Genomic DNA, 21,313 nt, shown 5'->3' with positions numbered 1-21,313 from the left:
TGGTTGGCTCAATGCGCCCCGGCGCCCTTGCTCAGGTCGCTCTCGGCCCAGTCGGTGTAGATGCACGCATCCGCCACGGCCCAGCGCACCCTGACCTGGTCGCCCGGCTGCATGGGCATGCCCGCGGCGGACAGCGCCTTGACCGTCAGCGCCGTGCCGCCCTGGGTGACCACGTGGCAAGTCTGGCTTTCGCCGAGGAACAGCAGCTCGGCGACCGTGGCGGTGACTTCGTTCCAGCCTGCCGGCAAGGGTTCACGCGCCGCCTGTTCGACGGTCAGCGCCAGGGCTTTCTCCGGGCGCACCATGATCAGCGCTTCCTGGCCGTTGGCCAGGCCCGGGGTCAGGCGTACCGTTACCGGCTGGCCCTCGAAGTGCCCGGCGCCGTTGCCGCTGGCAGTGAAGCGCAGGAAGTTGGAGTTGCCCAGGAACGAGGCGACGAAGGCATTCGGCGGGTTCTGGTAGAGGTCGTAACCGGTGCCCAGGCCGACGATACGGCCATGGCTGAAGATGGCGATGCGCTGGGACAGGCGCATCGCCTCTTCCTGGTCGTGGGTCACGTAGACGATGGTGATGCCCAGGCGCCGGTGCAACTGGCGCAATTCGTCCTGCAGGTCTTCGCGCAGTTTCTTGTCCAGCGCGCCGAGCGGCTCGTCCATCAGCAGGATGCGCGGCTCGTACACCAGCGCCCTGGCGATCGCCACGCGCTGCTGCTGGCCGCCGGACATCTGCGAAGGCTTGCGGTGGGCGAAGGCTTCCAGGCGTACCAGCTTGAGCATCGCCTCCACGCGCTTGCGGGTCTCGTCGGCGCCGAGCTTGCGGATGGCCAGGGGGAAGCCGATGTTGTCGCGCACGTTCAGGTGCGGGAACAGCGAGTAGCGCTGGAACACCATGCCGATGTCGCGCTTGTGCGGCGGCACGTTGACCAGCGACTGGCCGTCGACGAGGATCTCGCCGCTGCTGGGCGTTTCGAAGCCGGCCAGCATCGACAAGGTGGTGGACTTGCCCGAGCCGCTGGAGCCGAGGAAGGTGAGGAACTCGCCGTCCTGGATCTCAAGGTCGAGGTTGTCCACGGCGGTGAAGTCGCCGTAGTGCTTGTTCAGGCCGCGCAGGCTGACCAGGGTCTGGTTGCGCGTATCGTCTTTGATCACTGCACTCATTGTCATTGTCTCCGGGCAGTCAGGCGTTTTCGGCGCGCCGGCGCAGGGCGGCGGCAATGAACATCACAAGCAGGGACAGGCCGATCAGCAGCGTCGAGGCCACCGCGATCACCGGGCTCAGGTCCTGGCGCAGGGTGGTCCACATCTTCACCGGCAGGGTCTGCAGGTCGGGGCTGGCCATCATCACGCTCAGCACCACCTCGTCCCACGACACCAGGAAGGCGAACAGGCCACCGGCGATCATCCCCGGGCGGATCGCCGGGAAGGTCACCTTGACGATCGCCTGCAGGCGCGAGGCGCCGCAGATCACCGCGGCGTCCTCGATGGACTGGTCGAACAGCTTGAGCGAGTTGATGATCGAGATGATGGTGAAGGGCAGGGCGACGATCACATGGCTCACCACGAAGGCGAACAAGGTGCCGGTGTAGCCCAGCTTGAGGAACAGCGCGTACACCGCCACGGCGATGATCACCAGGGGCACGATCATCGGCATGGTGAACAACCCGTACAGCAGCTCGCGGCCCGGGAAGCGACCGCGCACCAGGGCAAAGGCGGTGGGCAGGCCGAGCGCCACGGCGGCGAAGGTGGTGAGCAGCGCCACCTTGAGGCTGGCCAGCGCCGCGTCCATCCACTCGGGGTTGGCGAAGAACTGCGCGTACCACTTGAAGGTCCAGCCCGGTGGCGGGAACACCAGCCACTGTGACGAGCCGAACGACAGCAGGATGATGAACACCACCGGCAGCAGCAGGAAGGCGGCGATCAGCCCGGTGGTCAGATACAGCCCGGTGCGCAGCGGGCGACCCATGGCATTGGGGGAAAGCAGCATGGCGGTTTACCTCGCGTTGCCGACCGGAGACTCCGGCTGCAGCTTCAGGTACAGGTAGAAGAGCACCAGGGTGATCACCACCAGCAGCGCGGCGGCGGCGCTGGCCAGGCCCCAGTTGAGGAACGACTGCACCTGCTGGATGATGAACTCGGGCAGCATCATGTTCTGCGCGCCGCCGAGCAGGGCCGGGGTGACGTAGTAACCGAGCGACATCACGAACACCATCAGCGCGCCGGAGAACAGCCCCGAGCGGCACAGCGGCAGGAACACCTTCCAGAAGTTGGTCCAGGGGCTGGCGCCGCAGATCGAGCCGGCCTGCAGCACCATCGGGTCGATGGCGTGCATGGTCGCCTGCAACGGCAGGACGATGAACGGGATCATGATGTAGCTCATGCCGATCACCACGCCGGTGAGGTTGTGCACCATCTCCAGCGGGGCGTCGATGATGCCCATGGCCATCAACGCCTTGTTGATCACCCCCGAGCTTTGCAGCAGCACCAGCCACGAGTAGGTGCGCGCCAGCAGGCTGGTCCACATCGACAGCAGCACGATGTTCAGCAGCCAGCGGCCCCAGCCCTTGGGCACCAGGGTGATTGCCCAGGCCAGCGGGAAGCCCAGCAGCACGCTGATCAGGGTGACCAGGCCGGCCACCGAGAAGGTGTTGAACAGCACCCGGGCATAGGCCGAGTTGGCGAACAGCTGCGCATAGTTGCCAAGGCCCGGCTCGGGCTCCAGCACCCCGCGCAGCAGCAGGCCGACCAGCGGGGCGAAGAAGAACAGGCCAAGGAACAGCAGCGCCGGCAGCAGGTTGCGGCTGCCGCGCCAGCGTTGGCTGATGGGCGGGCGACGCTCGGCCGCCCCGGGAGCACCGGTGCCGCTGGGGACACCTTGGGCGTTGTGCAGGGCATTGATGGCGACTTTCATTTGACCAGCCACTCATTCCAGCGGGCGGCGATGGCCTGGCCGTTCTTCGCCCAGTAGGCGAAGTCCAGGGTCACCTGGTCCTGGGCGTAGGCGGTCGGCAGGTTCGGCGCCAGGTCTTTGTCGAGCTTGGCCACGCTGTCGACGTTGACCGGGGCATAGGCGGTCTTGTTGGCGAACTCGGCCTGGCCTTCGGCGCTGCTGGCGTTGGCCAGGAACTTCATGGCTGCGTCCTTGTTCTTCGCGCCCTTGGGGATGACCAGGAAATCGGCCATGACCAGGTTCTGCTTCCAGCTCACGCCGACCGGCGCGCCGTCCTGCTGCAAGGCATACACGCGGCCGTTCCAGAACTGCCCGAGCGAGGCTTCACCCGAGGCCAGCAGTTGCTGCGACTGGGCGCCGCCGCCCCACCAGACGATGTCTTTCTTGATGGTGTCGAGCTTCTTGAAGGCGCGGTCCAGGTCCAGTGGGTAGAGCTTGTCTGGCGCCACGCCGTCGGCCAGCAGGGCCAGTTCGAGCACGCCGGGGCTGGGCCACTTGTACAGGGCGCGCTTGCCGGGGTAGGTCTTGGTGTCGAACAGGGCGGACCAGTCCACTGGCTTGTTGGCGCCGAGCTTGCCCTCGTTGAAGCCGAGCACGAAGGAGAAGAAGAACGAGCCGACGCCATGGTCGGAGACGAAGCGCGGGTCGATCTTGTCGCGCTGGATCTGCTTGAAGTCGAGGGGTTCGAGCAGGCCTTCGCTGGCGGCGCGCAGGGCGAAGTCGGCTTCGACATCGACCACGTCCCACTGCACGTTGCCGCTTTCGACCATGGCCTTGAGCTTGCCGTAGTCGGTGGGGCCGTCCTGCACCACCTTGATGCCGGACGCCTTGCTGAAGGGTTCGGCCCATGCGGCCTTCTGCGCATCCTGGGTGGTCCCGCCCCAGCTGACGAAGTTCAGGCTGTCGGCCGCCTGGGTGGCCTGGCAGGCCAGGGTCAGCAGGCTGGCGGACAGCACTGCGGTTACTCGTTTGCTCAACAGCATGGTTACGCCCTCGTTGCTTTTGTTATTCGAGGCGGGCTTCTGTCGCCCGCCAATCATGTTCGGGGAGCAGCGTCAAACGGGTGGAGCGTGGCCGTCATGTCAGTGTAGGTGCGGCCGGCAGAATTCAAGGTCTACGGAATGTCATATTATGGTATTCCAAACTTTTCGCAAGAGGTCGGCGCTGACCGGCCATCACTCCGCGTGGCGACAGGGCCGCTTTGCGGCCCATCGCCGGCAAGCCGGCTCCCACAGATACGGCGCGGGTCTCAGGAATTGCGAGGTCCCTGTGGGAGCCAGCTGACAGGCAGTGCTTGCAGCCACGTGAAATCAATTGCCCTCGAACGGAATGCTCTGCACCACCTCCAGCTCGTACCCTGCCAGCCCGGCGTATTTGAGCGGCGGCCCCAGGTGGCGCAGCTTGCCCACGCCCAGGTCCTGGAGAATCTGTGCGCCGGTGCCAACCTCCGAGTAGACCTTCGACTGGCCACGCTGGTAGGGCCGTACCGGCTGCGTCAATTGCGGCACGCGTTCGAGCAGAGCCTGGGAGGATTCATGGTTGGCCAGGATCACCACCACTCCGGCACCTTCTTCGGCGACCTTCTGCAGCGCCGCCCACAGCGTCCAGTTGGCGGGGCCTGCGTACTCGGCGCCGACCAGGTCGCGCAGCGGGTCGATCACATGCACGCGCACCAGGGTGGGCTGCTCGCGGCGGATCTCGCCCATGACCATGGCCATGTGCACGCCGCCTTCGATGCGGTCTTCGTAGGTGACCAGGCGGAACGTGCCGTGCACCGTGGGCAATGCGCGTTCACCGATGCGCTTGATGGTCTGCTCGGTGCTCAGCCGGTAGTGGATCAGGTCGGCGATGGTGCCGATCTTGATGCCATGCCGGGCGGCGAACACTTCCAGGTCCGGCCGGCGGGCCATGCTGCCGTCGTCATTGAGCACCTCGACGATCACCGAGGCCGGGCTGAAGCCTGCCAGGCGGGCCAGGTCGCAACCGGCCTCGGTGTGCCCGGCGCGGGTCAGCACACCGCCTTCACGGGCGCGCAGGGGGAAGATGTGACCGGGCTGCACCAGGTCTTCGGGGCGAGCATCGGCGGCCATGGCCGCGGCGACGGTGTGCGCCCGGTCGGCGGCGGAAATGCCGGTGGTCACACCGCTGGCGGCCTCGATCGACACGGTGAAGGCGGTGCCGAACACGCTGGCGTTGCTTGGCACCATCTGTTCCAGGCCCAGGCGCTGGCAGTGTTCGTCGGTCAGCGTCAGGCAGATCAGGCCACGCGCCTCGCGGGCCATGAAGTTGATGGCCTGGGCGTCGCAGCGCTCGGCGGCGATCAGCAGGTCGCCTTCGTTTTCCCGGTCCTCGTCGTCCACCAGCAGGACCATCCGGCCCTGGCGATAGTCCTCGAGAAGTTCTTCGATGCTGTTGAAGGCCATGTTGCACGCTCATGCTGGTCAAGAAAGTTTTATGGTATACCATAATACGAAAATGACCATGCAACAGGAGCGCGACGAATGAAGGCCTACTGGATCGCCCACGTGGACGTCACCGACCCCGAGCAATACCTGCAATACACCCAGCGCGCCCCGGCGGCGTTCGTCGCCTTCGGCGGGCGCTTCCTGGCCCGGGGCGGGCGTAGCGAGGCGCTGGAGGGGCGGGCGACGCCGCAGCGCAGCGTGGTGATCGAGTTCGATTCCTATGAGCAGGCCGTGGCCTGCTATCGCTCGGACCTGTACCAGGAGGCCTGCCGCCATCGCCAGGGCGCGGCGATGGCGCAGGTGATCATCGTCGAGGGGCTCGCGCCCTGATCAGACCCGCAGGTGCGGGCCTTTCTTCTCGGGATTGCTGTCGGTGGCAATGGCTGTCGGCTTGTCCACTGTGGGCAGTGGTTCGTCCTGCACGGGTTGTTGTTCGGCCGGTTGCTGCTGATTGCGCGTGCGCAGCAACGACAGCAGCACGCCGCCGAGCAACAGCCCGAACGTGACCCCCAGCGAAATCCCGGCCGGTACCTTGCCCACCAGCCCGTGCCAGAAGATCTTGCAGCCGATGAAGATCAGCACCAACGCCAGCGCGTACTTGAGGTAGACGAAGCGGTGCATCAGCGCCGCCAGGGCGAAGTACAGCGAGCGCAGGCCGAGGATGGCGAAGATGTTCGAGGTGTAGACGATGAACGGGTCCTGGGTGATGGCGAAGATCGCCGGCACGCTGTCGACGGCGAACACCAGGTCGGCCAGCTCGATCAGCACCAGGGCCAGGAACAGCGGCGTGGCATAGCGGATGGCGCGGTCGGTTCCGGGCGGCGTGAGATGGACGAAGAAGTGCCGGCCATGCAGCTGGTCGGTTACCCGCATGTGCCGACGCACGAAGCGCAGCACCGGGTTGTTGGCCAGGTCCGGGTGGGCGTCATCCTTGGACAGGGCCATCTTCACCCCGGTGAACAGCAGGAAGGCGCCGAAGATATACAGCACCCAGGCGAAGTGCTGCACCAGCGCGGCGCCCACGCCGATCATGATCGCCCGCAGCACCACCACCCCGAGGATGCCCCAGAACAGCACGCGGTGCTGATAGCGGCGGGGGATGGCGAAGAAGCTGAAGATCATCGCCATGACGAACACGTTGTCCATCGACAACGACTGCTCGACCAGGAAACCCGTATAGAACTCCAGCGCCGGCTGTGCCCCGAGTTCATACCAGACCCATACGCCGAACAGCACGCCGACGCTGAAGTAGCCCGAATACAGCAGCAGGCTTTCGCGCATCTCGATCTCGCGATCCTGGCGGTGCAGCACACCGAGGTCGAGGACCAGCAAGGCGATGACGATGGTGATGAAGACCAGCCACAACCAGGTGCTGGTGCCAAGAAAAGGCGTGAAAAGGAATGCGTGCAGAGCCGTCATGAGCCCCTCCTTGATTGTCGACGTTGCATGGCAACAGTGATTCCGACATGGCGGCGCAAACCGTCAGAGGGGCCCGGCATCACATGCGATTGAGCCTAGTCGCGTTCGCCGGGGTTGCCGAATGGCAGGCTGTTACATTTCTTTGCCTGGATCCAATTAATGCGAAATATTCGCAATTGTAAAAAATTCGTAAAAACCCTAGGATGCGCCGCAGCCGTCGCAGAACAGGCGCACAACCACAACAATCGCCAGTGATTAGCCCCACCTGCATCAAGCAGACACAACAACTAGGGGTCGACAAGCGTGCAACGACAGCACTCTCTGAACACGGTTCAAAGGGCAGGGAACGCCACCACCGTCCGCCAGCGCCATCCGCTGGCACTGGCCATCCTCGCGGCAAGCCTTGCCGCGCCGGCCGGCCCGGCCTGGGCCGAAACCGCCAGCGGCAAGGGCACCCTGGAGCTGGGCGCCACCGCCATCACCGATACCGCGCTGGGCGAGACCACCGAAGGCAGCGGGTCCTACACCACCGGCGCCAGCCGCACCGCCACGCGCATGGCCTTGTCGCCACGGCAGACGCCGCAGTCGGTCACGGTCATCACCCGCCAGCAGATGGATGACCAGAACCTCACCAGCATCAGCGATGTGCTGGGCAAGACGCCTGGCGTCACCGTCACCAAGCTCGACAGCAACCGCGCCAGTTTCAAGGCCCGTGGCTTCGACATCGACAACTTCCAGGTCGATGGCATCCCGGCGGCCTTCCGCTTCGGCAATGGCATCGACCAGACCGACCTGGTGATCTACGACCGGGTCGAGGTGCTGCGTGGCGCCACGGGCCTGCTCAGTGGCTTCGGCAGCCCGTCGGCGACCGTCAATCTGGTGCGCAAGCGGCCGACCCGCGAGTTGTCCGGCTATGTATCGCTCGGTGCCGGCAGCTGGGATACCTACCGTGGCGAGTTCGACGTCGGCGGCGCGCTGACGCCGGACGGCAACGTGCGCGGGCGCCTGGTCACAGCCTACGAGGACGGCCAGTCGTTCATGGACAACCTGTCCGAGAAGAAACAGGTGATGTACGGCATCGTCGAGGCCGACCTCAGCGATGACACCTTGCTCAGCGTCGGCCTGAGCCGCCAGAGCAACCGCCCGGAAGGTTCGTCCTGGGGGCCGTCGACACCTTTGCTGGACAGCCAGGGCAACCGCTTTGGCATGTCGCGCTCGTTCAACCCCGGGGCCAAGTGGAGTGCCTGGGACAACACCGCCGACAACCTGTTCGTCACCCTCGAGCAGCGCCTGGCCAACGACTGGACGCTCAAGGCCTCGGCCACTCGCAGCGAAACAGACGCGCCGATGCGCCTGGGGTCGGCGGCCAACGGCTACCCCGATGCCGCCACCGGGGCGGGCATGGGCGTGTGGCTGGGGCGCTATCGCTACCAGACCGACCAGAACGCCTACGACCTGTATGCCAGTGGCCCGTTCCAGTTGCTGGGGCGTGAGCACGAACTGGTAGCGGGTATTTCCCACCGCGACGTGCGCGCCCATGAAAGCAACTGGCCGTTCCTGTTCGGGGGCGCCAACATCTACCAGTGGCGCGGCGAGTTCAGCGAACCCGACTGGGGGCGTCCGCTGTCGAAGGTCGATACCCGTGTGCAGGAAGACGCGGCCTACCTGACCGGCCGCTTCAAGCCCACCGACAAACTGTCGGTGATCCTCGGTGGGCGCCTGTCCAACTGGCAGCTCGACAGCACCCGCCTGGACACCACCAGCGGCCAGCGCAGCAAGACCCAGGACCTGGAAGAGAACGGCGTGGTCGTACCCTATGCCGGGGTGGTCTATGACCTGGACGACAGCTGGTCGGTGTATGGCAGCTACACCAGCATCTTCAAGCCGCACGAGGCCGAGCAGGACGCCAACGGCAAGATGATCGAGCCGGAGGAGGGCGACGCCTATGAGCTGGGCCTGAAGGGCGAGTTCTACGACGGGCGTCTCAACGCCAGCCTGGCGCTGTTCGAGGTTCGCCAGGACAATCTCGCTGAACTCGACCGCACCGACCCGGCCACCAACCGTGGCATCTACCGGGCGATCCAGGGTGCCAAGACCCGTGGCTTCGAGCTGGAAGTGGCGGGCGAGCTGACCCCGGACTGGCATGTGCAGGGTGGCTTTACCCACCGCATCACCCGCGATGGCGAGGGCGACAAGATCTCCACCATCGAGCCGGAGAACCTGCTGCGCCTGTCCACCACCTACCGCCTGCCGGGGGTGTGGAACAAGCTCACCGTGGGCGGCTCGGCCAACTGGCAGAGCAAGATCTGGAAGGACCTGGACAGCCCGGTGGCGGCGGGCGAGACCATCCGCTACACCCAGTCGAACTACCTGACCCTCGATGCGCTGGCGCGGTACCAGGTGACCGAGCAGTTGTCGGTGACCCTCAACGGCAACAACCTCACCGACAAGAAGTACTTCAACAACCTGGGCTTCTACAACGGCGGTTACTACGGTGACCCACGCAACTTCATGCTGACCACGCGCTACGCGTTCTGAGGGTACCCGCCACGGGGGAGCGGGCACGCCCGCTTCTTACGTGGCGGGCGCAGCCTCGGCGCCCCCGAGCAACGTCTGCAATCGCGCCAGCGCCGGCCCTTCATGCTGGCGGTCGAACACCTGCAGCGACACCTCCAGCAGCCCTTGTGGCGAGCGCGACACGCGCTGCTCGCAGCGCAAGCGCAGGCGGCCCTGGTCGCATTCGAACTGCCTGACGCCCGGCCTGGCGCTGCCTTCCAGGCGCAGTTCGGCCAGGCGTCCCTGGGCGGCGAGCAAGGCCAGCGCCTTGTCGCGCAACAGCCCGTTCCCTTGGGTCATCAAGCCGCTGGCGCGCACGGCGGCGGCCATGGCCACCGCCACGATGGTCAACGCCACCAGCACTTCGATCAGGGTGAAACCATCCTCGGTGGCACGCACAGGGCACCTTCCGCGCAAGGCAAAGCGGCACTGTAGAGCGGCCCGATGACGCTTTGACGACGCCGACTCCCGAGCTTTTTCAATATCCGTGACATACCTCCTTGCCACAATCGGCCCCCGATTCGAACTCACGCAAGGAATGCCGAGATGCAGATCGCCCGCCGCAACCTTCCCGCCCGCCGCTTGCGCCAGCAGGGCTTCACCCTGATCGAGATCATGGTGGTGGTGGTGATCCTCGGGATCCTCGCGGCGATGGTGGTGCCCAAGGTGCTCGACCGCCCCGACCAGGCCCGCGCCACGGCGGCGCGCCAGGACATCGGCGGGCTGATGCAGGCACTGAAGTTGTACCGACTGGACAACGGCGCCTACCCGAACCAGAACCAGGGCCTGAAGGTGTTGGTGGAGAAGCCGGCGCAGGCCAAGGATGGCCAATGGCGTGCCTACCTCGACCGCCTGCCCAACGACCCCTGGGGCCGCCCTTACCAGTACCTGAACCCGGGCGCCAACGGCGAGATCGATGTGTTTTCCCTGGGCGCCGACGGCCAGGCCGGGGGCGATGGGGTGAACGCCGACCTCGGCTCCTGGCAGTTGTGACCGGCCATGGCGCGCCAGGAAGGCATGGCCGTGATCAGTGCGCTGTTGATTGCCGCGGTGGTGGCGGTGATCGCCGCAGGCATGATCGAACGCCAGGGGCTGCAGACCCGTCAGGTGGAGAACCGCCAGATGGCGCTGCAGGGGCAATGGGCCCTGGAGGGTGGCCTGCAACTTAGCCGCAGGGTGTTGTTCGAACAACGCCTGCGCGACCCGCTGGTACGTGGCGGCCAACCCTGGACGCGACCGATGCGCGATGTGCCGTCCGGCAGCGTGCGCTTCGATGGGCAACTGGAGGATGAGCAGGGCAAGTTCAACCTGCGCAACCTGGTGGTCGATGGCCAGGTGGACAGCGAGGCGCTGGCGACCTTCCAGCGCCTGTGCGCGCTGATCGGTATCGGCGAGCGGCTGGCCACGGCCATCGCCGGGCAGGTGATCGACAGCTACCCACAGCGTCCGCCGGTATCCCCCGGCAGTGCCGGCCAAGGCCTGCAAGGCGGCCGTGCGACCTCGCCAGCCGTTGCCGCCGAGCCGTTGCCGGCCAGGCGCCCGATGCTGCGCAGCGTCGATGCCCTGGCCGGGCTCAAGGGCATGGACGCCGAGGCCCTGCAACGCCTGCGCCGATTCGTCACGGTGCTGCCGGCGCTGACCTGGATCAATGGCAACACCGCCACTGCCGAAGTGCTCGCCGCGCAGGTGCCGGGGCTGTCGCTGCAGCAGGCCATGGCGCTGGTGGCCGAGCGCGACAGTGGGCGCTGGTTCATCAACCGGGGCGATTTCGTCAACCGTTTGCGCATGCCGCAGTTGGCCATGGCCAATGTGCGGGTGGGGATCAACAGCGACTGGTTCCGCCTGCGCGGCCAGGCGCGCCTGGGCAGCCGCGAACTACCCCTGCAGGCGCTGCTGCGCCAGCGCGAGGGGCAGTTGCCGGATGTCATCTGGAGCCGGGTGGGCGCATGAGTACGCTGGTTGATGTGCAGCTACCGCCGTTGGCGGAGCTGGAGGATGTCTCGCTGCTGGATTACCGCCAGGCCGAGCGTGGCGGCCAGGCCACACGCGGGCAATTGCAGCGCGAGATCAAGGGTGCATCCTGGCGCCTGCACCTGCATGCGCACGATAGCCTGGCCCTGGTCCTGGCCTTGCCACCGCTGACGGGCAAGCGGCTGAGCGCGGCGGTGGGCTGCGCGGTCCAGGGGCTGGTGCTCGGCGATGCCGGGCAGGTCCATGTGGCGCACGGGCCGCGCCAGGCAGATGGGAACGTCGCCGTGGCCTGGCTGGGCCTTGCGCAGATAGCGCGTTTGCAGGCATGGCTGCAGGCCGATGGTATCCGCGTGGCCGGGCTGTTTGCCCGGCAGGACGATACCGCGTCGTCGGTCGATTTGGCCGGCGGGCTTGCCGGGCCTGTGAAATCGCCAGCGTTGGGGCGCACCCTGGCGATCTGGGGCGCGGCGGCAGTGATCTGGTGCCTGGGCTTGAACCTCTATGCCGCGCACCTGGCCGACGAGGGTGAGCAGTTGCGTGCGCACATGGTCGCCCAGGTGCGCATGGCCTTCCCGCAGTTGCCGGTAGTGCTCAACCCGTTACAGCAGGCACGTCAGCAGCTGCAGGCCGGGCAGGGTGGCGCCGGCTCGGGGCTGGCGGCCTTGCTCGACGGCGCCGGCCAGGTCATGCCGTTCCTCGCGGGTAATGTCGAGGCGCTGGATTATCAGGATGGCGTGCTGCGCCTCACTCCCCTGGACGATGGCGGCAAGGCCCCGGCGGACAGCGCCTGGCAGGCCGACCTCGCCGCACGCGGCATCGAAGGCCAGGCCAGTGGGCAAGGCTGGACCCTGCGTGCGGCCAACCCATCCGGTGAGGAGCTGGCCCATGTCGATTAAGGCCCGCCTGGGCCTGCTGCGCGGGCAGGGCCGGCAACGCTGGCAAGCCCTGGCCGCGAGGGAGCGTCGTGCGGTTGCCCTGGCAGGCGGCTTGCTCGGCGCGCTGTTCTGCTGGCAGGTACTGGTGCAGCCGGCCCTGGCCCGCATCGACCACTGGCAGGCCGAAACACCCAAGCTGCACAGCCAGGCGCAGGCGCTCGATGCCTTGCTCGGCGAGCGCCTGGCAAAACGGCCTGCGGATACCGCCCAGGCTTTGCGCCAGAGCCTGGAGCAGGCTGGCCTGCTGGCGCAGTCACAGCTCGACGGCGAGGGCGATACCTTGCACCTGGGCTGGCAGCGGGCCCCCGCAGAGGCGGCCATGGCCTGGCTACAGTCTGTGCCGCCGCGCCTCGGGCTCGGTGTTGGTCAGCTGACATTGCGCCGGGACCCCGGTGAGCCCGGCAGCCCGGTGACCTTTTCCGGAACCCTTCGCATGACTCAGGCGCATGGCGCTAAGGACCCTTCATGACGTGCCTCCGTTCACCGCGACTGCCGTTCGCGCCCTTGCTCCTGGCCCTGGCACTCAGCGCCTGCGCCAGCGCGCCGAGCGTGCAACGACCCCTGGCCAGCAGCGAGCTGGGCCGCCCGCTGGCCGAAGCCGGTGCCACGGCGGGCACCCTGGATCACCGCGAACCGCAGAGCCGCCCGCTGCAGCGCCAGTCGCCGCCCCGGGTCGGCCAGCGCCACAGCCGCGCCGTGGCCGCACCCGCGCCGGCCAATCCACTCGGCGACCAGCCGGTACAGCTTAACTTCGTCGATGCCGATATCCAGGCAGTGGTGCGCGGCCTGTCCCGCGCCACCGGTCGCCAGTTCCTGGTCGATCCACGGGTCAAGGGCCAGCTGACCCTGGTTTCCGAAGGCGAGGTGCCTGCCGCCAAGGCTTATTCGATGCTGCTGTCGGCCCTGCGCATGCAGGGCTTCAGCGTGGTCGATGTCGGCGGCGTGGCCCAGGTGGTGCCCCAGGCCAACGCCAAGCTGCTCGGCGGCGCGCTGGTGAGCGGCGACCGCGACGCCGGCAACGGCATGGTCACCCGGACCTTCCGTCTGCAGTACGAGAACGCCGTCAACCTGATCCCGGTGCTGCGCCCGATCGTCTCGCCGGACAACCCGATCAACGCCTACCCGGGCAACAACACCCTGGTCGTCACCGATTACGCCGAAAACCTCGAGCGGGTCGCGCAGATCCTCGACCGGGTCGATATCCCCAGCGCCATCGACACCGATGTGGTGGCGATCAACAACGGTATCGCCAGCGACATCGCCAGCATGGTCAACGAACTGCTCGACAGCCAGGGCGGCGACCCGACGCAGAAGATCAGCGTGCTGGGCGATCCGCGTTCGAACAGCGTGGTGATCCGCTCCGGCAGCCCCGAGCGTACCCAGCTGGCCCGTGACCTGGTCTACAAGCTCGACAATGCGCAGAACAGCGCCGGCAACCTGCACGTGGTGTACCTGCGCAATGCCCAGGCCGACAAGCTGGCGCAGAGCCTGCGCGGGCTGCTGACCGGCGAGAGCGAAAGCGCCACTGCCGACGGCACGCGTGCGCTGCTCAGCGGTGGCGGCATGCTCACCGGCGGCAGTGGCAACAGCAATAGCGCCAGCACCGGCAACAACAGCGCCACGCAGAACAACAGTGCCACTGGCAGCCAGAACCGCGGCAACGGCCTGGGCGCCGGCAGCACGCCGAACGGCTACGGCGCCAGCGCGCAGCAGAGCGACCAAGGCACCGCATTCTCCGCCGGTGGCGCGACCATTCAGGCCGACAAGACCACCAACACCCTGCTGATTTCCGCCCCCGAGCCGCTGTATCGCAGCCTGCGCGAGGTCATCGACCAGCTTGACCAGCGCCGCGCCCAGGTGGTGGTGGAAAGCCTGATCGTCGAGGTCGGCGAGGACGACGCCAATGAGTTCGGCATCCAGTGGCAGGCCGGCAACCTTGGCAAGAATGGCGTGTTCGGTGGTGCCAACCTCGGTGGCAGCGGGTTGGTCAAGGGGCCGAGCAGCATCGATGTGCTGCCGAAGGGGCTGTCGGTGGGCGTGGTCGATGGCACGGTGAAGATCCCCGGCATCGGCGAGGTGCTCGACCTCAAGGTGCTGGCCCGTGCATTGACCAGCAAGGGTGGCAGCAATGTGCTGTCGACACCCAACCTGCTGACTCTGGACAACGAGGCGGCGAGCATCTTCGTCGGCCAGACCATCCCCTTCGTCAGCGGCCAGTACGTCACCGATGGCGGCGGCAACAGCAACAACCCGTTCCAGACCATCCAGCGCGAGGAAGTGGGCCTGCGCCTGAACGTGCGGCCACAGATCTCCGAGGGCGGCACGGTCAAGCTCGACGTCTACCAAGAGGTCAGCAGCGTCGACCAGCGCGCCTCCAGTGCCGCCGGTACGGTGACCAACAAGCGCGCCATCGACACCAGCATCCTGCTCGACGATGGCCAGATCATGGTCCTCGGCGGGCTGCTGCAGGACGGCTACACCCAGAGCAACGAAGGCATCCCGTGGCTGTCCGGGTTGCCGGGGGTCGGCGCGCTGTTTCGCAGCGAGCGCCGGGCCAGCACCAAGACCAACCTGATGGTGTTCCTGCGCCCGTACATCGTGCGTGACGCCGCGGCCGGGCGCAGCATCACCCTGAACCGCTACGACTTCATCCGCCGTACCCAGGGCAACCTCAAGCCCGAGCACTCCTGGGCGCTGCCGGACATGGACATGCCGCTGTTGCCGCCGGTGGAGCAGGGCGTGCCCGACCAGGGCCGCGCGCGGCCGGTGTCATCGCAGGCGCCACGGGCCTCGATCCGTGCCGTGCCGGTGGACGAGGTGGCCCGTTGAGCCGCCTGCCGTATGCCTGGGCCAAGGCCCAGCGGGTGGTGCTGCAGGCCGATGGCGAGGCGAGGGCGGTACTCTCGTGCTGCCCTTCGAGCCCGGGCTGGGCGGTGGCAGAGGTGCGTCGGCGCTTTGGCCCGGTGGCTGTCGAAGCGGTGACCGACGCGAACATGGATGCGTTGCTGGTCAGCGCCTACGCCGATACCGGCAGCGCCGCGGCGGTGGTGGGCGCGGCGGAGAACGAGGTGGACCTCGACCGCCTGCTGCAGGACATCCCGGAAGTCACCGACCTGCTCGAGGCCCAGGACGACGCGCCGGTGATCCGCATGATCAACGCCTTGCTCACCCAGGCGGCCCGCGACCAGGCCAGCGACATTCATATCGAGCCGTTCGAGAGCCACTGCCTGGTGCGCTACCGGGTCGACGGCACCCTGCGCGACGTGGTCTCGCCGCGCAAGGCGTTGCACGGCGCGCTGGTGTCGCGGATCAAGATCATGGCGCAGCTGGACATCGCCGAGAAGCGCCTGCCCCAGGACGGCCGCATCGCCCTGCGCGTGGCCGGGCGGCCCATCGATATCCGCGTGTCCACCGTGCCCACCGGTCATGGCGAGCGCGTGGTCATGCGCCTGCTGGACAAACAGGCCGGGCGCCTGCGCCTGGAGGCGCTGGGCATGGACGCCGCGGTGCTGGCACGGCTGGACCAGTTGATCCGCCAGCCCCATGGCATTGTGCTGGTCACCGGCCCCACCGGCTCGGGCAAGACCACCAGCCTGTACGCCGCGTTGGCGCGGCTGGATGCCAGTGTCAGCAACATCCTCACCGTCGAGGATCCGGTGGAATATGACTTGCCGGGGATCAGCCAGATCCAGGTCAACGCGCGTATCGACATGAGCTTCGCCGTGGCCCTGCGCGCCATTTTGCGCCAGGACCCGGACGTGATCATGATCGGCGAGATCCGCGATCTGGAGACCGCGCAGATCGCCGTGCAGGCCTCGCTGACCGGGCACCTGGTGCTGGCCACGCTGCACACCAACGATGCGGTGTCGGCGGTCAACCGCCTGGTCGACATGGGCGTCGAGCCGTTCCTGCTGGCCTCGGCGCTGCTCGGCGTGCTGGCCCAGCGCCTGGTGCGGCGCCTGTGCCCGCACTGCCGCGAGCCCGAGCCGGCCACGCCCGGGCAGTACCGGGCGGTGGGCTGCGCGCACTGCAATCACTGTGGCTACAGCGGGCGTACCGGCATCCATGAGCTGTTCTGCGTGGACGACGCAGTGCGCGCCCTGGTGCACCAGGGCGCCGATGAACAGGCCCTGCGCGCCGCGGCCCGGAGCAACGGCATGCGCAGCATGCGCGAAGACGGCCAACGCTGGGTCGACAGCGGCAGCACCTGCTTGGAAGAGATCCTGCGCGTGACACGGGATGCCTGATGAATCGTTATCGCTATGAAGCCGCCGACGCCCAGGGGCATATCGTCAAAGGGCTGCTCGAAGCCGACAGCCCGGGCGCCGCGATGGCGCAATTGCGCGGCCTGGGGCTGACCGCGCTGGAGGTCGAGGCCCAGGCCGCTGCCGGGCAGGGCGCGGGCCTGTTCAGCGCCAGGCTGAGCGATGGCGACCTGGCCTGGGCCACGCGTCAGCTGGCCAGCCTGCTGGCCGCCGGCCTGCCGCTGGAGGCGGCGCTGGGCGCGACCCTGGAGCAGGCCGAGCGCAAGCATGTGGCGCAGTTGCTGGCGGCGGTGCGCGGCGATGTGCGCAGTGGCATGCGCCTGGCCGACGCACTGGCCGAACGGCCGCGGGACTTCCCCGAGATCTACCGGGCGCTGGTGGCGGCGGGCGAGGAGTCCGGCGACCTGGCCCAGGTGATGGAGCGCCTGGCTGACTACATCGAGGAGCGCAACACCTTGCGCGGCAAGATACTCACCGCGTTCATCTACCCCGGCGTGGTCGGGTTGGTGTCGGTGGGCATTGTCATCTTCCTGCTCAGCTACGTGGTGCCGCAGGTGGTCAGCGCCTTCACCCAGGCACGCCAGGACCTGCCCGGGCTGACTCTGGCGATGCTGACGGCCAGTGACTTCGTGCGCGAATGGGGCGTGCTGTGCTTCGCCCTGATGGCCGGGGCGTTCTGGGCCTGGCGTGTCTACTTGCGCGCCCCGGCGGCGCGCCTGGCCTGGCACGCGCGGATCCTGCGGCTGCCGTTGTTCGGCCGTTTCGTGCTGGGCCTGAACACGGCGCGCTTTGCTTCCACGCTGGCGATCCTCGGCAGCGCCGGGGTGCCGCTGCTGCGTGCGCTGGAGGCGGCGCGCCAGACCTTGGGCAACGATCGCCTCGACCAGTGTGTCAGCGAGGCCACCGCGCGGGTGCGCGAGGGCGCCGGGCTGGCCTCGGCGCTGGCGGTGGAAAAGGTCTTTCCGCCGCTGCTCATCCACCTGATCGCCAGCGGCGAGAAGACCGGCAACCTGCCGCCGATGCTCGACCGCGCCGCCGACAGCCTGGCCAAGGACATCGAGCGTCGCGCCATGGGCATGACCGCGCTGCTCGAGCCGTTGATGATCGTGATCATGGGGGCGGTGGTGCTGCTGATCGTCATGGCGGTGCTGATGCCGATCATCGAGATCAACCAGCTGGTGCAGTGATCTGCTGCGCCACTTCCCACACCTTGTTGGCGGAACCAGTATCAAGACGGAGGGTTGAGCTGTGAACGCAAGAGGGGGCGGATCCTGGCCGGTTTCTTCCATTCAGCCAAGGCCAGTGGTGCAAAGGCGCCTCCCGCGAGGCGCCTTTGCGGTGCTCAGCTGTCTTCCTTCGGTTGCACCACGATCGCCAGGGCGTCCGGCTCGGGGCCGGCTTTCCAGCGAGCCTTCTCGGTCCAGTTGGCGGTGCTGATCACCGCGACCTCATCGCCGCCGCTGATCGCCACATAGACCCGCTTGCCATCCGGCGAGACCACCGCGCCAATCGGCAGCGCCTCTTCGCCGAGCATCGTACGGCGGTATTCGGCGCCTTCGCGCGCCAGGCCGATGCGCTTGATCTCTTTCTTGGCCACCACATCGATCACCGCCAGTTCCGCCGACTTGGCGCAGGTGACGAGTGCATACTTGCCATCCGGGGTCATCGCGACGCGGATCGGGAACAGGCCGGTGCGGATACGGTCGGTGACTTCCAGGCGCTTGCTATCGACGATGACCACTTCGTTGCCGTCGCGGTTGCTGACCCATACCTGGGTGCCGCTGGGGGTTACCACCACGCCTTCGCTGCCGGCGCCCGTGGGGATCTCGGCGATTTTCTTCTTGTGCAGCAGGTCGACCACCGACAGCGTGCCGCTCTCGACATGGCTGACGTAGGCGCGGTCGGCACCGGGTGACAGCGCGACCATGTGCGGTTTGCCGCCACCGACGTCGATCCGGTCGAGCACTTTACCTTGGGCCAGGTCGACCACCAGCAGACGTTCGCTGGCTTCGGTGGTGACCACCACCCGCTGGCTGTCGGGCAGGAAGCGAATGCCATGGGGGCGGGCGTCTTCGCCCAGGTCGATGGTGCGCACGACCGTCCGGGTTGGCCAGTCGATCACGCTCAGGCTGTTGTTCGCCGTGCCTTGCGCGCCGTAATTGCCGACCACGGCCAGCAGGCCATTGCCACTGACCACCACTTCGTGGGGGCCGGTGCCTACCGGCAGGCGGATCATTTCCTGGCCACTGCCAGTGTCCAGGGCCGATACGCTGGCGTCGGCCTTGTTGCCGACCAGCAGCACATCGTCGGCATTGGCCAAAGTGGCGCAGGCCAGCAGGGCACCGGCCAGGGCCAGCAGGCGGAAGGGGGGTGTGAATGTCATGGGGTAGGGCATGTCCAGTCTCCTTGAAGGTGTGATCCTTGTTGCATGCACTGGCTGTGACCCGTCGGGCCGCCCGAGAGTTTCAGTGGACATGTGCACGCCGACGGTGGCTGGCGGTGCTGATGCTGATCATCGAGATCAACCAGCTGGTGCAGTGACCTGCTGCGCCACCTCCCACACCTGTTGGCGGAACCAGCGACGCAAGGGGTCGGCGTGGGTGCGCGCGTGCCAGATCTGCATCACTTCGACCCGGGGCAGCGCCAGGGGCAGGGTGTGCAGGCGCAGGCCGGGGTCGCGCTCGACCGCTTCGATGGCCAGCGAGCGCAGGCAGGTCAGCAGCAGGTCGGTGCCGCGCACCAGGCGCGTAGGGGCAATGAAGCTGGACAGGCCGGCCACCACCCGACGTTGCCGACCAACAGCCCGCAGGGCGTGATCGACCCGGCCATCGAGGTCGCCGGTGAGTGTGGTCAGCAGGTGCTCGCAGGCCAGGAACGCCTCAAGGCTCATGCCCTCGGTCAGGTGTGGGTTGTCGGCGGCGGCCAGTACCACGAAGTCCTCACTGAGCAGGCGCTGTTGATGGAAGGTGTCCGGCAAGCCGTTGTAGAAACCGGCGATGGCCAGGTCGCAGGTGCCTTTTTCCAGCGCCTCGCGTGGCAGGTCGCCCTGGGTGTTGTGGGTGATCAGGGTCAGGTTCGGTGCCTGGGTGCGCAGGATCGGCAGCAGCCTGGGCAGCAGGGTCTGCTCCAGGTAGTCGGTGCTGTAAAGGTGCACCTGGGTCGGGCGGGAGAGGAAATCATCGCCGTCGCAATCCCTGTAGAAGTCCTGTAGCTGTGCAACCAGCTGCTGTATCCGGGGCGCCAGCTCATGGGCCCTGGGCGTTGGCGTGAGGCCACGCGGCGCACGCACGAACAAGGGGTCGCCGAACTGCTGGCGCAGCTTGTTGAGCTTGTGGCTCAGGGCGGGCTGGCTGAGGGCCAGCCGTTGCGCCGCATGGGAGGCATTGCGCTCTTCATAGAGCACCTGGAACAGGTGCAGCAGGTTGAGATCCTTGTTGCTGATATTCATAAAATGAATCACAGGAATAAGTGCTTTCGAATTATCGAATCATAACGCGATGGTTAGGATGGGCCCAACTTGTTGAGGGAGACGCCCCGTGACCATTGCCATCTTCGCCACTATCCAGCCGCATCCTGAACACCGTGAGGTCACAGAACAGGCCTTGCGCCGGATGGTGGAGCAGACCCGCGCCGAGCCCGGCAACCTGCGCTATGACCTGTTCGTCCGCGAGGGCGAGGTATTGGCGTTCGAGCTGTTCGAGTTGTATGTCGATGCCGCCGCCGTCGAAGCCCATCGCAACAGTGCCCATTACCAGGCCTATCGCGCCGCCAGCGCCGGCTGGTTGGCCGCACCGACTCAAGTCCAGCTTGCCCACGGGCTGGATATCGCGCCATTCAACTGATCAGGAAGACACCATGAACATGATTGCTCCCGTCGCGCTGGCACTGGCTGGTACTTTGCTGGCCGGCCAGGCCGCCGCCGCTGCGAAGGGTGAGGTACTGGTGCTGTTGTCCAGCGAGAACCAGCTGCAGCTCAAGGACGGCAAACCGTACCCCACCGGTTACTACCTCAACGAATTCGGCGTGCCTGCCGACCAGTTGCTCAAGGCCGGCTACAAGCTGGTGCTGGTGACTCCCAAAGGCAATGCGCCGAGTGTCGATGAGCGCTCGATCGACCCGATGTACTTCGGCGGCGATGCCCGCGAGATGCAGCGTATCCGCCAGGTGGTCGACAGCCTGCCGGATATCGACGACACGCTGTCGGTGAAGGAGGTATTGGCGGGCGATATGGGCCGCTATGCCGGGATCTTCATCCCGGGTGGCCATGCACCGCTGATCGACCTGGCCAACAACCCCGACGTCGGTGCCCTGTTGCGTCATTTCCACCAGGCCGGCAAGCCCACGGCCGCCATTTGCCACGGCCCGATCACGTTGCTGTCGGCGCAGCAGGACCCGGCCGCCTACCGCGCCGCGCTCGCCCGTGGCGAAACCCCGGCGGCCAGCGACTGGACGTACCGGGGCTATCGCATGACCATTTTCTCTGACCCTGAGGAGCAGGTGTTCGAGGGCTCACTCAAGGAGCAGCGTCTGCAGTTCTATCCCGCCAAGGCCATGGCCGGCGCAGGAGGCGACATGAATTATGTCCAGGCCTGGCAGCCCCATGTAGTGGTCGATCGCGAGTTGATCACCGGGCAGAATCCGTTTTCCGACAAGGCATTGGCCAAGGCGTTGCTTGAGCAGTTGGAGAGTGTCGGTAGTCGCAAGAACTGAGCGAGTGCAGGTGATTGAGGCCTTGCGGATGCTGACAGGGCCTCGA

At 66.8% G+C, this 21,313-nt stretch carries 20 protein-coding genes; 11 read left to right on the top strand and 9 right to left on the bottom strand.

Features of this window, described 5'->3' with window-relative positions; genetic code table 11:
* Positions 1–8: 8 nt before the first annotated feature.
* The 5 genes from AAHK21_RS02730 to ribBA form a co-directional block, all read right to left on the bottom strand.
* On the bottom strand, positions 9–1,157 hold the full coding sequence (locus AAHK21_RS02730) for an ABC transporter ATP-binding protein (RefSeq protein ID WP_367856333.1): 1,149 nt from the start codon (positions 1,155–1,157) through the stop codon (positions 9–11).
* 19 nt (positions 1,158–1,176) lie between these two features.
* Positions 1,177–1,983, bottom strand: coding sequence for an ABC transporter permease (locus AAHK21_RS02725; RefSeq protein WP_046856011.1), 807 nt, complete (start codon positions 1,981–1,983; stop codon positions 1,177–1,179).
* A gap of 6 nt (positions 1,984–1,989) precedes the next feature.
* On the bottom strand, positions 1,990–2,907 hold the full coding sequence (locus AAHK21_RS02720; protein WP_367856332.1) for an ABC transporter permease: 918 nt from the start codon (positions 2,905–2,907) through the stop codon (positions 1,990–1,992).
* Positions 2,904–3,929 (bottom strand): polyamine ABC transporter substrate-binding protein, encoded by a 1,026-nt coding sequence (locus AAHK21_RS02715; protein WP_046856010.1) that lies wholly within the window; start codon positions 3,927–3,929, stop codon positions 2,904–2,906. The genes AAHK21_RS02720 and AAHK21_RS02715 overlap by 4 nt, the downstream gene beginning before the upstream one ends.
* Positions 3,930–4,256: 327 nt before the next feature.
* Positions 4,257–5,369 (bottom strand): bifunctional 3,4-dihydroxy-2-butanone-4-phosphate synthase/GTP cyclohydrolase II, encoded by a 1,113-nt coding sequence (gene ribBA, locus AAHK21_RS02710; protein WP_367856331.1) that lies wholly within the window; start codon positions 5,367–5,369, stop codon positions 4,257–4,259.
* Between the two features lie 78 nt (positions 5,370–5,447).
* Between ribBA and AAHK21_RS02705 the strand changes: the two genes are divergently transcribed.
* Entirely contained in the window at positions 5,448–5,741 is a 294-nt protein-coding gene (locus AAHK21_RS02705; protein ID WP_038705893.1) for a DUF1330 domain-containing protein, read from the top strand.
* Here the strand turns inward: AAHK21_RS02705 and AAHK21_RS02700 are convergent, their stop codons facing one another.
* The gene (locus AAHK21_RS02700) at positions 5,742–6,830 is read right to left on the bottom strand and encodes a TerC family protein (protein WP_367856330.1); all 1,089 of its coding nucleotides are present in this window, start codon (positions 6,828–6,830) and stop codon (positions 5,742–5,744) included. It lies immediately after the preceding gene.
* Between the two features lie 303 nt (positions 6,831–7,133).
* On the opposite strand from AAHK21_RS02700, the gene AAHK21_RS02695 reads away from it, so the two are divergent.
* Complete coding sequence (locus AAHK21_RS02695) at positions 7,134–9,368, top strand: TonB-dependent siderophore receptor (protein ID WP_367856329.1); 2,235 nt, start codon at positions 7,134–7,136, stop codon at positions 9,366–9,368.
* Between the two features lie 36 nt (positions 9,369–9,404).
* Here AAHK21_RS02695 and gspI read toward each other — a convergent pair whose 3' ends face one another.
* On the bottom strand, positions 9,405–9,785 hold the full coding sequence (gene gspI / locus AAHK21_RS02690; protein WP_367856328.1) for a type II secretion system minor pseudopilin GspI: 381 nt from the start codon (positions 9,783–9,785) through the stop codon (positions 9,405–9,407).
* A gap of 147 nt (positions 9,786–9,932) precedes the next feature.
* Between gspI and gspG the strand changes: the two genes are divergently transcribed.
* Genes gspG through gspF form a run of 7 tightly spaced genes read left to right on the top strand, consistent with a single transcriptional unit; the run spans position 9,933 to position 17,744 of the window.
* On the top strand, positions 9,933–10,379 hold the full coding sequence (gene gspG / locus AAHK21_RS02685) for a type II secretion system major pseudopilin GspG (RefSeq protein ID WP_038705895.1): 447 nt from the start codon (positions 9,933–9,935) through the stop codon (positions 10,377–10,379).
* 6 nt (positions 10,380–10,385) lie between these two features.
* Entirely contained in the window at positions 10,386–11,336 is a 951-nt protein-coding gene (gene gspK, locus AAHK21_RS02680; RefSeq protein WP_367856327.1) for a type II secretion system minor pseudopilin GspK, read from the top strand.
* Positions 11,333–12,253, top strand: coding sequence for a type II secretion system protein GspL (gspL, locus tag AAHK21_RS02675; protein WP_367856326.1), 921 nt, complete (start codon positions 11,333–11,335; stop codon positions 12,251–12,253). The genes gspK and gspL overlap by 4 nt, the downstream gene beginning before the upstream one ends.
* A complete protein-coding gene (gspM, locus tag AAHK21_RS02670) occupies positions 12,243–12,761 on the top strand; it encodes a type II secretion system protein GspM (RefSeq protein WP_367856325.1) in 519 nt (172 codons plus the stop codon). Before gspL ends, gspM begins: the two co-directional genes overlap by 11 nt.
* Complete coding sequence (gspD, locus tag AAHK21_RS02665) at positions 12,758–15,121, top strand: type II secretion system secretin GspD (protein WP_367856324.1); 2,364 nt, start codon at positions 12,758–12,760, stop codon at positions 15,119–15,121. The genes gspM and gspD overlap by 4 nt, the downstream gene beginning before the upstream one ends.
* A complete protein-coding gene (gene gspE, locus AAHK21_RS02660; RefSeq protein WP_367856323.1) occupies positions 15,118–16,539 on the top strand; it encodes a type II secretion system ATPase GspE in 1,422 nt (473 codons plus the stop codon). Before gspD ends, gspE begins: the two co-directional genes overlap by 4 nt.
* Positions 16,539–17,744, top strand: coding sequence for a type II secretion system inner membrane protein GspF (gspF, locus tag AAHK21_RS02655; protein WP_367856322.1), 1,206 nt, complete (start codon positions 16,539–16,541; stop codon positions 17,742–17,744). The genes gspE and gspF overlap by 1 nt, the downstream gene beginning before the upstream one ends.
* A gap of 155 nt (positions 17,745–17,899) precedes the next feature.
* Here the strand turns inward: gspF and AAHK21_RS02650 are convergent, their stop codons facing one another.
* Together AAHK21_RS02650 and AAHK21_RS02645 are read right to left on the bottom strand one after the other, a co-directional pair.
* Positions 17,900–18,952 (bottom strand): cytochrome D1 domain-containing protein, encoded by a 1,053-nt coding sequence (locus tag AAHK21_RS02650; protein WP_367856321.1) that lies wholly within the window; start codon positions 18,950–18,952, stop codon positions 17,900–17,902.
* Positions 18,953–19,078: 126 nt separating this feature from the next.
* Positions 19,079–20,005 (bottom strand): LysR family transcriptional regulator, encoded by a 927-nt coding sequence (locus AAHK21_RS02645; RefSeq protein ID WP_367856320.1) that lies wholly within the window; start codon positions 20,003–20,005, stop codon positions 19,079–19,081.
* An 88-nt stretch (positions 20,006–20,093) separates the two neighbouring features.
* Here AAHK21_RS02645 and AAHK21_RS02640 point away from each other — a divergent pair, with 88 nt between their 5' ends.
* Together AAHK21_RS02640 and AAHK21_RS02635 are read left to right on the top strand one after the other, a co-directional pair.
* A complete protein-coding gene (locus tag AAHK21_RS02640) occupies positions 20,094–20,399 on the top strand; it encodes a putative quinol monooxygenase (RefSeq protein ID WP_367856319.1) in 306 nt (101 codons plus the stop codon).
* A gap of 13 nt (positions 20,400–20,412) precedes the next feature.
* Complete coding sequence (locus AAHK21_RS02635; RefSeq protein ID WP_367856318.1) at positions 20,413–21,267, top strand: type 1 glutamine amidotransferase domain-containing protein; 855 nt, start codon at positions 20,413–20,415, stop codon at positions 21,265–21,267.
* The last annotated feature ends 46 nt before the right edge of the window (positions 21,268–21,313 follow it).

Origin of the sequence: Pseudomonas sp. TE50-2 (genome assembly GCF_040813665.1) — a bacterium.
In the GTDB taxonomy this organism is placed as follows: Bacteria; Pseudomonadota; Gammaproteobacteria; order Pseudomonadales; family Pseudomonadaceae; genus Aquipseudomonas; species Aquipseudomonas soli.
This window is presented reverse-complemented; position numbering and strand designations above follow the sequence as displayed.

What these genes read in the sequence shown, in the direction of transcription:
- AAHK21_RS02730 (WP_367856333.1), bottom strand. Translation starts at nt 1,157, where the DNA reads ATGAGTGCAGTGATCAAAGACGATACGCGCAACCAGACCCTGGTCAGC.
- AAHK21_RS02725 (WP_046856011.1), bottom strand. Translation starts at nt 1,983, where the DNA reads ATGCTGCTTTCCCCCAATGCCATGGGTCGCCCGCTGCGCACCGGGCTG.
- AAHK21_RS02720 (WP_367856332.1), bottom strand. Translation starts at nt 2,907, where the DNA reads ATGAAAGTCGCCATCAATGCCCTGCACAACGCCCAAGGTGTCCCCAGC.
- AAHK21_RS02715 (WP_046856010.1), bottom strand. Translation starts at nt 3,929, where the DNA reads ATGCTGTTGAGCAAACGAGTAACCGCAGTGCTGTCCGCCAGCCTGCTG.
- ribBA (WP_367856331.1), bottom strand. Translation starts at nt 5,369, where the DNA reads ATGGCCTTCAACAGCATCGAAGAACTTCTCGAGGACTATCGCCAGGGC.
- AAHK21_RS02705 (WP_038705893.1), top strand. Translation starts at nt 5,448, where the DNA reads ATGAAGGCCTACTGGATCGCCCACGTGGACGTCACCGACCCCGAGCAA.
- AAHK21_RS02700 (WP_367856330.1), bottom strand. Translation starts at nt 6,830, where the DNA reads ATGACGGCTCTGCACGCATTCCTTTTCACGCCTTTTCTTGGCACCAGC.
- gspG (WP_038705895.1), top strand. Translation starts at nt 9,933, where the DNA reads ATGCAGATCGCCCGCCGCAACCTTCCCGCCCGCCGCTTGCGCCAGCAG.
- gspK (WP_367856327.1), top strand. Translation starts at nt 10,386, where the DNA reads ATGGCGCGCCAGGAAGGCATGGCCGTGATCAGTGCGCTGTTGATTGCC.
- gspL (WP_367856326.1), top strand. Translation starts at nt 11,333, where the DNA reads ATGAGTACGCTGGTTGATGTGCAGCTACCGCCGTTGGCGGAGCTGGAG.
- gspM (WP_367856325.1), top strand. Translation starts at nt 12,243, where the DNA reads ATGTCGATTAAGGCCCGCCTGGGCCTGCTGCGCGGGCAGGGCCGGCAA.
- gspD (WP_367856324.1), top strand. Translation starts at nt 12,758, where the DNA reads ATGACGTGCCTCCGTTCACCGCGACTGCCGTTCGCGCCCTTGCTCCTG.
- gspF (WP_367856322.1), top strand. Translation starts at nt 16,539, where the DNA reads ATGAATCGTTATCGCTATGAAGCCGCCGACGCCCAGGGGCATATCGTC.
- AAHK21_RS02650 (WP_367856321.1), bottom strand. Translation starts at nt 18,952, where the DNA reads ATGCCCTACCCCATGACATTCACACCCCCCTTCCGCCTGCTGGCCCTG.
- AAHK21_RS02645 (WP_367856320.1), bottom strand. Translation starts at nt 20,005, where the DNA reads ATGAATATCAGCAACAAGGATCTCAACCTGCTGCACCTGTTCCAGGTG.
- AAHK21_RS02635 (WP_367856318.1), top strand. Translation starts at nt 20,413, where the DNA reads ATGAACATGATTGCTCCCGTCGCGCTGGCACTGGCTGGTACTTTGCTG.